Raw genomic sequence first — 13,680 nt, 5'->3', positions numbered from 1 at the left:
CAAAAGAAAACATGGTAAAATAGACAATGACAAAATTAAAAAGGAGACCACTATGAGCTCAATTGTTCAACTTGTACTCTTTATACTATTTATCTTATCATTGATCGGTCTGATTGGTGGTATTTTGATTCTTGTACTACGCAAGAAAAAACCGCTCGGTATTACATTACTATCTGTTTCAGGCGTTGTTTTTCTGTTCCTTAGTTGCTATTTTATCGGGCATCTATTTTTTTCCATCTATCAGGGCTATGAAAAAACTGCGACAGAAGAAAATGCAGCTGAAGCACTTGATCCTGATTACGGAAATGGCAGTGATGACTATTCCGATGACTACTTTGATGATTATACGGAGGGCGCATTTGGCAGTACGATGACCACAAGCAATCAAATTGTCGTCACAGTTTCCAAACCTTCCACCGGTAATCTCGATGAACGCGGCCTAGACAAATATTACAAAATCGACGTTGCCATCACCAATAATTCAGATGAGAATCTCTATGTTTCAGCAGATGACTTTTATTTATATGATTATACAACGGACATGTATCCGGATGTCATCGATAAAGATTATTTCCATGAAAAAATTGAACCTGGAAAATCCGCCAATTTTTCTGTCTACTTTGATTATGTGGACGACGATGCGGAACTTGAAGTCGAATATGCCGATTTAATCTGGAGTTGAAGAAATCCTGTCAAGCACACGCAAGCTTGACAGGATTTTTTTAATACTCGTCTTTGTCGAAACCATAGTCATGTAAATAATGTTCTTTGTCCCGCCAATTTTTTTGTACCTTTACCCAAACTTCAAGAAACACTTTTGAACCTAGCAAAAGCTCGATCTCTTTACGCGCACGCATGCCAATCTGTTTCAGCATCTGTCCTTGCTTCCCAATAATAATGCCTTTTTGAGTGCTGCGTTCGACAATGATGGTTGCCATGATCGTCAACTTTTCTGTTTTAGGATTTTTTTCGATGCCTTCGATCACGACGGCCACCGAATGAGGAACTTCTTCCCGCGTCAAATGCAGGACTTGCTCCCGAATCAGTTCGGAAATGATAAATCGTTCAGGGTGATCCGTAATTTGATCTTTTGGATAATACATCGGTCCTTCTTCGAGATGGGCGGTTGTCTGCTCTAAAAGCGTTGGAACATTATTCCCTTGAAGCGCGGAAATCGGAATAATTTCTGTGAACGGATAGAGGCTTTGATATTTCTCAATCAATGTAAACAATTCTTCTGGAGAAACCTGATCAATTTTATTAACTAAAAGGAAGACTGGTGTATCAACACTTTTTAGTTTTTCAATGATAAATTCATCACCGCGTCCAAGTCCTGTCACTGCATCAATGACAAAGTAAATTAAATCAACCTCGCGAAAGGTATTCAATGCGATTTTGACCATGAAATCGCCTAATTTGTGTTTCGGCTTATGGATACCAGGCGTATCGATAAACACGACCTGCGCCTCGTCTGTCGTATAAACGCCCTGTACCTTATTACGTGTTGTCTGTGCTTTGTCACTCATAATGGCAATCTTCTGCCCAATAATTTGGTTTAATAAAGTGGATTTCCCTACGTTCGGACGCCCCACAATTGCCACAAATCCTGATTTAAACTGTTCTGTCATTCAACCATATCCTCCGCTTTAAAGGCACCCGGTAAAAGCTCCTTGACGGTCACCTCAACCTGTTCCCCTTTTAAATTTGTTAATACTACTGGCATATCCGGACTGCAGAATTCGCTGATAACTTGCCGACATGCCCCGCAAGGCGAAACCGGTCCATCTGTATCCGCCACAACAACGAGTTTCTTGAAATCCGTCTTACCTTCCGAAACGGCCTTGAAAATGGCAGTTCGCTCGGCACAATTACTGAGCCCAAAAGAGGCATTTTCAATATTGCAACCCAGTATAACTTCATCTTGTTTCGTTACAAGCGCCGCACCCACCGGAAATTTTGAATACGGTACATACGCATACTCACGTGCTTTTTTGGCCAGTGAGATAAAATCATTTGTTTTCATCGCTATAAACTCCCATCTTTTCTAGTTCAACCATTGCCAAATATAGGGCAGAAAAATCACTAATCCGATAATCGAACTGATAACCGCGCCGAGCAAAACCGCCCCAGCTGCTACATCTTTTGCTTTTTTTGCTTCCACCATAAACTGATCCGTTGCCGCATCCACCGCTCGTTCGATTGCCGTATTGACAAGCTCCAGTGCGATCACAATCAAAATGCAGACAAGAAGCACAAGCCATTCGTCCTTTGTAATGTGAAAAAAGACGCCGCAAAAAAGCAATAGGATTGCAGCTACAAAATGGAACCTGAGATTCCGCTCTTCAATAAAAGCCGTTTTCAAGCCCGAAAAGGCATGTTTGAAAGATTCCAAATAAGTTCTGCTACGCTGATATTTTCTATCTTTGTAAGCCATAAGCATCCAACACTTCTTTTTGAAGTCCGAACATCACTTTTTCTTCTTCCGGCTGCATATGATCGTAGCCAAGTAGATGAAGCAGTCCATGAACAGCTAAGAAACCTAGTTCTCGGTCAAGCGAATGGCCGTAATCAGCTGCTTGTTCGGCTGCTCGTTCCGTTGATATGATAATATCTCCTAGAATGCGCGGCACACCATCTTCTGTCTCATAATGGATTTCCGTTTCTCCTTCGCCGATTTCTTCCAGCGCAAAAGAAATCACATCGGTCGCCTGATCCTTATCTCGGTAATCCCGATTGATCACGCGAATATTTTCATTGTCCGTAAACGTCACTGACAGCTCTGTATCCGGTGGTAATTTTAAATAATCCGCAGCAAATTGTAAAATATCTTCTACAAGCTGAATTTTTTCAGTGGCAAGTTCTTCTGTCTCATCGATCAAATCAATTTCGAGCAGCTTCATTTTTTTGATCCCCTTTCTGATCATCCGGATATTGGATCCGCTGATGATAAATACCATTTAGTGTCGTATTCAGCGTTTTTCGAATCACTTCGATTTCCGCCAGTGTAATTTCACACTCGCTGAATTGTCGATCCAGTAAACGATCCTGAATGATTCCGTCAACGATTGCCTGAATTTTTTCTTTTGTCGGTTCTGCGCACGCTCTAACAGCCGCTTCCACACTATCTGCAATATTGATAATCGCCACTTCTGTCGTTTGCGGTTTAGGCCCAGGATAACGAAATTCAGCTTCTGTAACTTCTGGATTCGTTTCTTTTTCTTTATAGTAAAAATATTTTAGCAAGGTGGTCCCATGGTGTTGAGCCGCAATGTCAATAATCGGCTGCGGCATATGATTTTCTTTTAGTATCTCTGCGCCATCTGTTGTATGCGCTAAAATGATGTCCCGACTTTGCTTCGGAGTTAACCGGTCATGGGGATTAATGCCTTGCAACTGGTTCTCCACAAAGTAAGGCGGTCGAAGGGTCTTCCCAATATCATGATAGAAACAGCCGACACGCACCAAAAGACTATTGGCACCAATTTGATCCGCACAGGCTTCAGCTAAATTCGCCACCATCATGCTGTGATGATAGGTTCCCGGCGCTTTCATCAGAATCTTTTTAAGAAGCGGATGGTTCGGGCTTGCCAGCTCCACTAAACGACTGGTCGTCAGTACGCCAAATACCGTTTCAAATAAAGGAATCAAACCAATCCCGATCACAAATGAGCCAAATCCCCCCACAAATCCGTATAGAATCGACAGCAAGTAGGTCGAGCTGAGAATGGTGGAATTATTGATCATGAGTAGGAAGGTAATAAATAACATATTGAAAAGTCCTACCCACAACCCGGACTGCAAAATTGCCGAACGTTTGCTATAATCTTTCAGCATGGAAATACTGGCCAGCCCGCTAAGCAGAATAAATACCGAAACTAGTAAGTTAATCGCACTAGTCGAATCGCTTTGAAAAACAAACAGACTCGTGACGGTCACATAAATCAAGCTGAGAAAAGCATATTTTTCATTGAGCAGAATTTTGGCCATCATTGGCGCGAGTGCAGCAGGGAACAAGAAAGCAATATTATTCAGATCTGCTGCTTCCAATATGCGAATCACCCAAAGCACCAGTAACATAATTACATAAATCGAACTGAATATCAGAACTCTTTGCTGAGCTTTCTTCTTCGGATAATTTTGTTTCTTCGTGAAAAAGTAGAGCAATCCGGCAAGCGCTAAAACAAACAGCCCGTAGCCTAGATACTGTTTGACTGGCATTTTTTGGTCAAGTAAATGTAGCAATTTCAACTGCCGATAGCTCTCGCGGTCAACAATTTGCCCTTCCTGCACGATAACCTGTCCTTGAAGAATTTTGACCGGAGAAACTGCTTGTGCGGCCTCTTTTTTCCGTTCTTCTGTCTGTTCTTTATTATAAGTTTCATTGGGAATGATCGCATAGGAAATGATGGATTTCGCAACATCCTTATAAGCAGAGGGAATGCTGGACAATTCGATGTCATCACGCGCCTCTACTTTGACACTATTCAAATTATCATCGCGAATACTTTCATCCATGATTTTAGTTAGTTCATCCACAATGCCTTTTTCAACAGTGTTCAGATCCTCGCTACTGGCTTCTAAAAGCGTGCGGAAAACATTGTCAGATAGGCCAGTCGTCATTTTTTCCGATACATTATCTGAGAGCTTGCTTTTCAGCATTTTTACTTTTTCATCAATGGTCGTTGCAGCAGGAGCCGCCTTATTTTCTTTTTCCGCCTTCTCTGCATTTTCTTTATCCTGCTCACTCGCTTCTTTGTTGACCTCATTTACATAGTCGAATAAAGATTCTACCAAAGCAACGCGATTCTGTCCGGTTTCTCGATTATGTGTATAGACATCTGGAACGGCATCCATGGCTTTTTGCTGTTCCTCTTCCGTCTTTTTCGTATCCTCCACGGTTTGTGGAGAGCGAATTGTTTTTTCAGCAACCGAAAACAGCTGAACATTGTAGGATTCCGGCTTGGTGAGCTGAATCAACAGAAAATATGAGAGTACGATGATTGCAATAAACAGAAGCGACACATACAAGCGTTTCTTTTTAGCGGACTGCCACCACTCTGTTACATGTCTTTTTTGCAAGACGTCCCTTCCTTTCTGATGCTACTTTCCTTCATAAGCCTTGATGATTTCAGCAACAAGCGGGTGACGAACGACATCATGGTGTTCAAAGTAACAAAAGCCGATATTTTTGACCGATTGCAAGACTTGTTCAGCATTGACTAAACCGCTCATTGCACCTTTTGGCAAATCGATTTGGGTCATGTCGCCATTGACGATCATTTTCGAATCATAGCCAAGCCGTGTTAAAAACATCTTCATCTGCGCAATTGTGGTATTTTGTGCTTCATCTAAAATAACAAAAGCATGATCCAGGGTCCGACCGCGCATATAGGCAAGCGGCGCAATCTCAATGACACCGCGATCCATCAGCCGCGTCGTATGCTCCACACCAAAAATATCATAAAGCGCATCATACACCGGTCTTAAATAAGGATCTACTTTCTCTTTCAAATCTCCAGGTAAAAAGCCCAAACTTTCGCCTGCTTCAACTGCCGGGCGTGTTAGAATAATCTTACTAACCTTGCCTTTTTTCCAAGCATCCACCGCCATCACAACGGCTAGATACGTTTTCCCAGTACCGGCAGGCCCCACGCCAAAAACAATATCATATTTTTTGACCATCTGGATATATTTCCGCTGTCCAAATGTTTTCGGACGAATCGGTTTCCCGTTGGCATTTTTGGTGATTTCATCTTCAAAAAGTGTTTGGAAATAAATCAGTGTCCCGTTTTGCGCCATTTTCACAGCCTGCGTCACATCTCGACCATCAATATGAATGCCTTGCTTCAAGACATCAATCAACGCCCCTATGACCGCTTTGGTTTGCATCACATCGGCCTCTTCACCTGACACCGTCACGCTTTCACCGCGTGTCACGATTTTAACACGAAGTAATTCCTCTAAAATGGCAAGATTAGCATCGCCGTTTCCAAAAAGTTCGACTGCTTCAACCGCATCATTTAGTTCAATGGTCTCTTGATAAACCTCATTTTGCATTCTATAGCCCCTTTAACTCTTTAAACTTTCGATATGGTTTCATTATACACGAAAAAGAGCTGCTTGGAAAACGGTATCTTCTGCAACAACTCATGTCTCGCCAAAAAAAGAACCAGCCGTTTAGCTGGTTCTTTTGGGTTTATGAAAGATATTGTTTGACAAATTGATTAACAGCATTTCCATCGGCTCTGCCTTTTACTTTCGGCATGATCGCTCCCATTACTTTACCGAAATCGGCTTTCGTGGTAGCACCTACTTCTTCAATTGTCGTTTTAACAATTTGTTCAAGCTCATCAGCTGATAATTGCTTCGGTGAATAATCTTCTACGATTGCGATTTCAGCACGAACCTTCTCAGCAAGATCTTCCCGACCTGCTTTTTCAAACTCAGAAAGTGAGTCCCGGCGCTGTTTCATTTCGCGCGCAAGAACAGTTATTTCATCATCAGAAGAAAGCTCTCCACCCTGATTGATCGCTTCATTTTGCAAGGCAGCTTTTAACATGCGGATGACGGTCAGTTTATCCTTCTCCTTATTCCGCATGGCTTGCTTCATATCTTCATTTAACTTGTCAAGCAGTGTCAACGAAATCATCACCTTTATTCTTCGATTAGAATTTACGTTTTCTTGCTGCTTCGGATTTTTTCTTCCGTTTTACGCTTGGTTTTTCATAGAATTCGCGCTTTCTGGATTCTTGCAAAGTTCCGCTTTTGGAAACAGTACGTTTAAAGCGACGAAGAGCATCTTCAAGCGATTCGTTTTTACGAACTACTGTTTTTGACATCTCTCTTTCCCTCCCTCCGACACTTACATGGACTAGTGAAAGTCCTCATACAACTCAGGAGATACCGGAAAAGCATCCTGAACTTCTGGGTAAGCATTCACTCACATTAAATTATATATGAAACCGCCTCTAGCGTCAATATGAAATCGTTAACTTTCACAACATTTCTTACCATCTTTTTTTAAGGCTTATTGCGCTAGGTCAAAATGATACGAAGCGGCCGAAAGAACATAGAGTGGCGCCGTCTCTGTTCGTAAAATCCGCGGTCCTAGGCCTGCAAATCGAACGCCCATTTCCTGCAAGAATTTTCGTTCCTTTTCACTAATACCGCCTTCAGGACCAAAAATACCTAGTATCCGTGCGCCCGGTGCCGCCTGTTCCAAAATATCTGCTAGCGTCTGTCTCTCACCTGATCGAGCACTTTCTTCATATGCACAAAAAACCGCATCATATGTAGCCGCTTCTTTTTGGAGAAAAGCACATAGGCTCGGCACATAGTCAACCTCAGGTAAATGCGTGCGGTGGGACTGTTCAGCGGCTTCTTTGGCAATTTTTTGCAACCGCTCCAGCTTTTTGGGTACTTTTTTTCCCTCCCATTTTGCCACCGATCGATCTGCTGCAAACACAAGAAACTGCGCAGCACCTAGCTCCGTCCCTTTTTGAACGATCCATTCAAGCTTGTCCCCTTTAGGCAACCCGGAAGCAATCGTAATAGATACGGGCAGCTCCGGATCTGTCTCAAGTAGCTTTAACACCCGGCATTCAACCGCCAGTTCTGTCACCTGCTCAATTTCCGCCCGAGCCGCGGTTTTCTGAAAAGCAAGAATCAACTGGTCCCCTTTTTCCATCCGCATGACCCGAACAATATGATGATAGTCATCTCCTGTGATGGAGACATGGCCAGCTTGTTGAAACGGCTCATCCACAAAATAGCGCTGCATCAGGCCTCGGCTCCTTTTTGGGCAATAATCGCCACCCAGTCGCCCTGCTGTTCTGTTTCCAGAACTGTCAGCCCTGCTTCAATCAAGGCTTCACGAACAACTTCTGCTTTTTGCTCAATAATTCCTGAGGCGATAAACAAGCTACCTGGGCGTAAATTCTTGTAGACGTCCTGCGGGAAGAGCAAGATGACCTCTGCTAGAATATTTGCCACAATGACATCTGCTTGTGCTTCGATTCCTTCCAAAAGATTATTTTGCCTAACTTCGATATGTTCCGCTACCCGATTCTGTTCAATATTCTCTTTAGCTGCACGTACTGCCACTTCATCTAAATCTAGCGCCAAGACCTTCTTTGCACCTAATTGAATACTTGTGATACTTAAAACCCCGCTACCTGTTCCCACGTCAATGAGGAAATCATTCGGTGTCACATACTTTTCCAGTGCACGCATGCAAAGCTGAGTAGTCGGATGTGTCCCTGTTCCAAAAGCCATACCAGGATCTAGCTCAATGATCAGTTCACCCTCTTTGCCGCTATACGTTTCCCAAGTAGGCACAACGGTAATTTTTTCTGTGATTTGAACGGGATGATAATATTTCTTCCAAGCCGTCGCCCAATCGTTGTCATCCACATCCTGCACAAAAAAGCGGAAATCGCCCAACGGAATATCGAATTCTGTCAAATTGCGCAATGTTTCTTCCAATTTTGGAATACTCGCCAAAAATTCTTCTGTTTTTAAAAAATAAGCCTTGATAATCACACCGTTTTCCGGATAATCGCTCCGTTCCAGTGCATAAATTTCACCAAATTGATCCCCTCTCTCCCGATAAAAATCAGCGGCATCACTCACAGAAACACCACTTGCTCCAAATTCATTCAACTGATAGCTGATCGGTTCTACTGCATCATTCAATGTATGAATTTCCACTTCTGACCATTCCATCTACTTGCCTCCTCTAACTTTATAGCGAAAAAAGCCGAATGGTAAGTGAGCATTTCCTCCGCACCATTCGGCCGTTCCTTATTCGCCTTTAAATGCTTTTTTCATTTTATCGAAAAAGCCGGATGTTTGTTCGTCCACATGGTCGCCCGTGGTTTTAGCGAACTCACGCAACAAATCTTTCTGTGCATCATCCAATTTTTTCGGTACGATCACTTTGACATCTACATGCTGATCGCCTGTTCCATTGCCGCGCAAATGCGGAACACCTTTGCCGCGCAGACGGAAAGTCGTTCCCGTTTGTGTGCCGGCAGGGATTTTTAGCCGTACCTTCCCATGAACAGTTGGCACGTCAATTTCGTCCCCTAATGCTGCTTGAACGAATGTCAGCGGTACTTCTACAAAGATGTCATCTCCTTCACGCTCGAAGAAATCATCTGGAATAACCGCAAAGACGACATACAGGTCTCCGTTCGGTCCGCCATTGACACCCGCTTCCCCTTCGCCAGCGACGCGCATTTGTTGACCATCATTGACGCCAGCAGGAACTTTCAATTTGATCCGTTTTTTCTTGGTTACACGGCCAGAACCGTTACAAGTGGTACATTTTTCTTTGATTTCCTTACCTGTTCCATGGCAGTACTGGCACGTTTGCTTATTGACAATTCGACCAAATGGCGTATTTTGCTCCACATTGATCGTCCCTTTACCACCACAATGGCTACATTTTTCAGGTTGGGTGCCTGGCTTTGCACCACTACCATGACAAGTATCACAATTTTCTTCCCGAGGAATTTCGATCTCAGCCTCTTTACCAAAAACAGCTTCCTTGAATTTCAAACGCATGGTATATTGCAAATCATTCCCCTGCCGCGGTGCATTCGGATCCCGTCTGCTACTGCCGCCACCTCCGAAAAAGGTGTCAAATATATCTTCAAACCCGGAAAAACCGCCGCCCGAGAACCCACCAGAAAAGCCGCCTGCACCGCCACCAAAGCCCTGATTAGGGTCCACGTGACCATACTGATCATATTGAGCACGTTTCTGGTCATCACTTAGCACTTCATAAGCTTCTGAGATTTCTTTGAATTTCTCATCGGCTCCTGCTTCTTTATTGATATCGGGATGGTACTTCTTGGACAGCTTCCGGTATGCTTTTTTGATTTCGTCTGCTGTGGCGCTCTTCTCCACGCCAAGTACTTCATAATAATCGCGTTTCGCCATCCGAATCACTCCTGTCCGTTAGATTTCATTTCTTAGGTATTGTATCACAAAGCCGCTTCGTTAAAAAGCTGTTTTCAGATAAAAAGTCAAAGCCAGTAAGCTTTGACTCTTCATCTGTTGGATTGTATGCCTATTTTTTATTTATTTTCTTTGTCGTCATCATGAATTTCTTCAAATTCTGCATCAACCACATCGTCAGCACCAGTTGCCGCTTCTGCTTCTGGATTTTCTCCCGCCGCCGCTTGAGCTGCCGCTGCTTGTTCATAAAGTTTAACAGAAAGATTTTGGACGATTTCGTTCAGTGCATCCGTTTTTTCTTTAATGACTTCAAAGTCTTCCCCTTTAAGGGCTTCTTGAAGTTCATCACGCGCTGCTTCTGCTTTCTTCACTTCTTCTTCTTCCACTTTTCCTTCTAGTTCCTTCAATGTTTTATCAACAGTGAAAACAAGTTGGTCGGCTTGATTGCGAAGCTCTGCATTTTCTTTCATTTTCTTATCGTCTTCTGCATTTGCTTCTGCATCTTTAACCATCCGATCAATTTCTTCATCTGTTAGACCTGAAGACGATTTGATAACAATGTTTTGTTCTTTTCCTGTACCCAAGTCTTTGGCACGAACAGTTACAATACCATTTTTGTCAATATCAAAAGAAACTTCGATTTGCGGAATACCGCGTGGTGCAGCTGGAATATCTGCCAATTGGAAACGACCCAAAGTTTTGTTATCTTTCGCCATTGGACGTTCACCTTGAAGCACATGGATATCAACAGCTGGTTGATTATCTGCCGCAGTCGAGAAGACTTGTGATTTTGAAGTTGGGATGGTTGTATTGCGATCAATCAGTGTTGTCATAACGCCACCCATTGTTTCAATACCAAGAGAAAGTGGTGTTACATCTAGCAATACTACATCTTTCACGTCACCGGAAATCACGCCACCTTGGATCGCCGCACCCATGGCTACTACTTCATCAGGGTTTACGCCGCGATGTGGTTCTTTGCCAAGTTCTTTTGTAATAGCTTCTTGAACGGCAGGAATACGTGTGGAACCGCCGACTAGGATGACTTGATCAATTTCGCTTGCAGAAAGGTTCGCATCTTTCAGCGCTTGGCGAGTTGGGCCAATGGTTCTTTCTACAAGATCATGAGTCAATTCGTCAAATTTAGCACGTGTTAAGTTTACTTCCAAGTGAAGTGGGCCACTTTCGCCAGCTGTGATAAACGGCAAGCTGATTTGTGTGCTCATCACGCCTGAAAGATCTTTCTTCGCTTTTTCAGCAGCATCTTTCAAACGTTGTAACGCCATTTTATCTTTTGAAAGATCAATACCGTTTTCTTTTTTGAATTCTGCGACCAGATAGTCGATGATTTTTTGGTCAAAGTCGTCGCCGCCAAGCAAGTTGTCACCGGCAGTCGAATGTACTTCAAATACACCGTCGCCAAGTTCCAAAATCGATACGTCAAAAGTACCGCCACCAAGGTCGAAAACAAGAACAGTTTGGTCTGTATCTGTTTTATCAAGACCATATGCTAAAGCTGCTGCTGTTGGTTCATTGATGATCCGTTCTACTTCCAAGCCGGCAATTTTACCAGCATCTTTGGTTGCTTGACGTTGGGCATCATTGAAATAAGCCGGTACAGTAATAACCGCTTTATCTACTTTTTCTCCCAAATAATCTTCTGCGTATCCTTTCAAATATTGCAAGATGATCGCACTGATTTCTTGTGGAGAATAATCTTTCCCTTCAATGGATTCCTTATAATCAGTACCCATATGGCGTTTGATTGAAATAACTGTATTTGGGTTGGTGATTGCCGCACGTTTTGCGACTTCCCCTACTTGACGTTCGCCATTTTTAAAGCCGACAACAGATGGTGTTGTACGAGCACCTTCTGGATTAGGGATGATTTTTGCTTCGCCGCCTTCTAATACCGCAACGGCTGAATTGGTTGTTCCTAAGTCAATACCGATAATTTTACTCATTGTTCATTTCCTCCAGTGTTAGTCAATTTATTGATTTACTTTTACCATTGACGGGCGAAGTACCCGGTCTTTGATTTTATAACCTTTTTGCAGTTCAGCGGTAATTTCGTTGGATGCTTTATCCGCGTCACTGTCTTGCATGACTGCTTGATGAAAATTCGGATCAAACTGTTCGCCAAGTGCCGCGATCGGCTCGATTCCTTCTTTTTCAAGGGCTGTTTGCAGCTGTTTGTAAACCATTTCCATTCCTGTCAAAATTGCTTTGACTTCCTCATGATCACTTTCAGTTGCAAGCGCCTTTTCAAAACTATCAAGTGCTGGAAGTAAATCCTCAGCTAAACTTTGCGCCCGGTACTTGATGGTCGCTTCACGGTCTGCAATATGTCGTTTTTTGACATTTTCAAAATCCGCTTGAAGGCGCAACAGGCGATTCTCCGTTTCAGCAAGCTTCTCTTCTAGCTTAGCAATCTGCTGCTGTTCGGGGGTTTGTTCAGCCGCAGCTTCTGCTTCTTCAAGCACCTCTTCCAGCTCTTCATTTGCCTCTTTTTCAATTTCTTCTTCTAATTTGTCTTTCTTATCTTTATTTTCGGCCACAAAAGTCACCTCCTGAAAAAACGACTGTTCTTTCAGTCCTTTCTTATTTTGTTAATCCTTTTTATAAAGCTTGGTTAGAATCGTTGTCAAATCTCGGCTGAAAACATCTACAAGGCCGATCATCCGACTGTATTCCATCCTTGTGGGACCGAGCAAAATGATCCCGCCAACTCGCTCATCTGCAATTCGGTAAGTAGCTGTAATCACGCTGATATTATCTAAAAACGCCTGATCCAACTCCCGTCCGATCTTCACTTGCAGGCCATCTGGAATATCACGAAACAGGTTATAAAGATTCTGCTCTTCTTCCATCAGGTCGAGATAGTGACGAATCTTGTCCACATCATGGAATTCCGGCTGATGAAGCAAATTGTTTTTGCCGCCAAAATAAATTTTCTCATGCGCCGCTTGACGAAAAGCATTCTGCAAGATTGACTGATAAAGACTGCTCTTTTCAATATTCTGTTCGATCAATTCGCTGACCTCAATCGGAATTTGCCGTTTGAGCTCATTGAGTGAAACACCCACAAGTCGATCGTTCAAAATATTGATCATTCGTTCCATACCAGCGAGTGTGACACCTTCCGGCAGTGTGACCAAATGATTATCCACATGTCCCTGATCTGTAATCAGTATCAGCATAGCCTGATCCTGACTAATCGGCACAAACCTGAAACCGCTGAGCTTATTGGTTCCTGACTCCGGTCCAAGCACGATCGACGTGTAATTCGTCAAATCCGAAAGAATCGAAGCAGAATTTTGAATCAGCTGCTCCATTTCAAAGTATTGCCTTGAAAAAAGACCTTCAATCACTTGCAAGTCTTCCTGCGGCAATGCCTGAGGACGCAAAAGATAGTCAACGTAATAACGATAGCCTTTTTCAGACGGAACCCGACCAGAAGAGGAATGTGTTTTTTCAATGAAGCCATAATCTTCCAGCACACTCATCTCGTTGCGAATCGTCGCCGAGCTAAAAGGGAGATCGCTTTCCTTCAACAAGTTTTTGGAGCCGACTGGCTGAACGGTCCAAGTGAAATGATCGATAATCGCTCTAAAAATCTGGAGCTGCCTTTCTGTTAACATATCTATCACCTCTTTTTAGCACTCGATGACTTTAAGTGCTAAATACAATTATAAATTTACCAAACATGTCCCCCTT

Annotated in this window: 15 protein-coding genes; 1 reads left to right on the top strand and 14 read right to left on the bottom strand. The window is 43.1% G+C overall.

The window, feature by feature from the left end:
* Window positions 1-52: 52 nt before the first annotated feature.
* Window positions 53-682 (top strand): DUF4352 domain-containing protein, encoded by a 630-nt coding sequence (locus tag CS921_RS01135; protein ID WP_099221198.1) that lies wholly within the window; start codon window positions 53-55, stop codon window positions 680-682.
* 40 nt (window positions 683-722) lie between these two features.
* On the opposite strand, the gene era is transcribed toward CS921_RS01135, so the two are convergent.
* The 14 genes from era to hrcA all read right to left on the bottom strand — a co-directional run bounded on the left by era (window position 723) and on the right by hrcA (window position 13,604).
* Window positions 723-1,628 carry a GTPase Era gene (gene era / locus CS921_RS01130; protein ID WP_099221196.1) on the bottom strand — a complete coding sequence of 302 codons (906 nt, stop codon included), beginning with the start codon at window positions 1,626-1,628 and terminating at the stop codon, window positions 723-725.
* On the bottom strand, window positions 1,625-2,023 hold the full coding sequence (locus CS921_RS01125; protein ID WP_099221194.1) for a cytidine deaminase: 399 nt from the start codon (window positions 2,021-2,023) through the stop codon (window positions 1,625-1,627). The genes era and CS921_RS01125 overlap by 4 nt, the downstream gene beginning before the upstream one ends.
* A 21-nt stretch (window positions 2,024-2,044) precedes the next feature.
* The gene (locus tag CS921_RS01120) at window positions 2,045-2,440 is read right to left on the bottom strand and encodes a diacylglycerol kinase family protein (protein ID WP_099221192.1); all 396 of its coding nucleotides are present in this window, start codon (window positions 2,438-2,440) and stop codon (window positions 2,045-2,047) included.
* A complete protein-coding gene (gene ybeY / locus CS921_RS01115) occupies window positions 2,418-2,900 on the bottom strand; it encodes an rRNA maturation RNase YbeY (RefSeq protein WP_099221190.1) in 483 nt (160 codons plus the stop codon). The genes CS921_RS01120 and ybeY overlap by 23 nt, the downstream gene beginning before the upstream one ends.
* Window positions 2,881-5,079: an HD family phosphohydrolase gene (locus tag CS921_RS01110; RefSeq protein ID WP_099221188.1), complete on the bottom strand. Its 2,199-nt coding sequence runs from the start codon at window positions 5,077-5,079 to the stop codon at window positions 2,881-2,883. The genes ybeY and CS921_RS01110 overlap by 20 nt, the downstream gene beginning before the upstream one ends.
* A gap of 21 nt (window positions 5,080-5,100) precedes the next feature.
* Window positions 5,101-6,057, bottom strand: coding sequence for a PhoH family protein (locus CS921_RS01105; RefSeq protein ID WP_099221186.1), 957 nt, complete (start codon window positions 6,055-6,057; stop codon window positions 5,101-5,103).
* Between the two features lie 139 nt (window positions 6,058-6,196).
* Window positions 6,197-6,640, bottom strand: coding sequence for a GatB/YqeY domain-containing protein (locus tag CS921_RS01100; protein ID WP_099221184.1), 444 nt, complete (start codon window positions 6,638-6,640; stop codon window positions 6,197-6,199).
* Window positions 6,641-6,665: 25 nt separating this feature from the next.
* A complete protein-coding gene (rpsU, locus tag CS921_RS01095) occupies window positions 6,666-6,839 on the bottom strand; it encodes a 30S ribosomal protein S21 (RefSeq protein WP_003719762.1) in 174 nt (57 codons plus the stop codon).
* Window positions 6,840-7,027: 188 nt separating this feature from the next.
* Complete coding sequence (locus CS921_RS01090; RefSeq protein WP_099221182.1) at window positions 7,028-7,780, bottom strand: 16S rRNA (uracil(1498)-N(3))-methyltransferase; 753 nt, start codon at window positions 7,778-7,780, stop codon at window positions 7,028-7,030.
* Window positions 7,780-8,724 (bottom strand): 50S ribosomal protein L11 methyltransferase, encoded by a 945-nt coding sequence (gene prmA, locus CS921_RS01085; protein ID WP_099221180.1) that lies wholly within the window; start codon window positions 8,722-8,724, stop codon window positions 7,780-7,782. The genes CS921_RS01090 and prmA overlap by 1 nt, the downstream gene beginning before the upstream one ends.
* A gap of 78 nt (window positions 8,725-8,802) precedes the next feature.
* Window positions 8,803-9,945 (bottom strand): molecular chaperone DnaJ, encoded by a 1,143-nt coding sequence (dnaJ, locus tag CS921_RS01080; protein ID WP_099221178.1) that lies wholly within the window; start codon window positions 9,943-9,945, stop codon window positions 8,803-8,805.
* Window positions 9,946-10,082: 137 nt separating this feature from the next.
* Window positions 10,083-11,927 (bottom strand): molecular chaperone DnaK, encoded by a 1,845-nt coding sequence (gene dnaK / locus CS921_RS01075; protein WP_099221176.1) that lies wholly within the window; start codon window positions 11,925-11,927, stop codon window positions 10,083-10,085.
* 27 nt (window positions 11,928-11,954) lie between these two features.
* Window positions 11,955-12,521 carry a nucleotide exchange factor GrpE gene (grpE, locus tag CS921_RS01070; RefSeq protein WP_099221174.1) on the bottom strand — a complete coding sequence of 189 codons (567 nt, stop codon included), beginning with the start codon at window positions 12,519-12,521 and terminating at the stop codon, window positions 11,955-11,957.
* Between the two features lie 51 nt (window positions 12,522-12,572).
* Window positions 12,573-13,604: a heat-inducible transcriptional repressor HrcA gene (gene hrcA / locus CS921_RS01065; protein ID WP_099221172.1), complete on the bottom strand. Its 1,032-nt coding sequence runs from the start codon at window positions 13,602-13,604 to the stop codon at window positions 12,573-12,575.
* Window positions 13,605-13,680 lie beyond the last annotated feature (76 nt).

Origin of the sequence: Listeria costaricensis (assembly GCF_900183385.1) — a bacterium.
Lineage (GTDB): Bacteria > Bacillota > Bacilli > Lactobacillales > Listeriaceae > Listeria > Listeria costaricensis.
The sequence above is the reverse complement of the archived record's forward strand: the minus strand, read 5'-3'. Positions and strand labels throughout refer to the sequence as shown.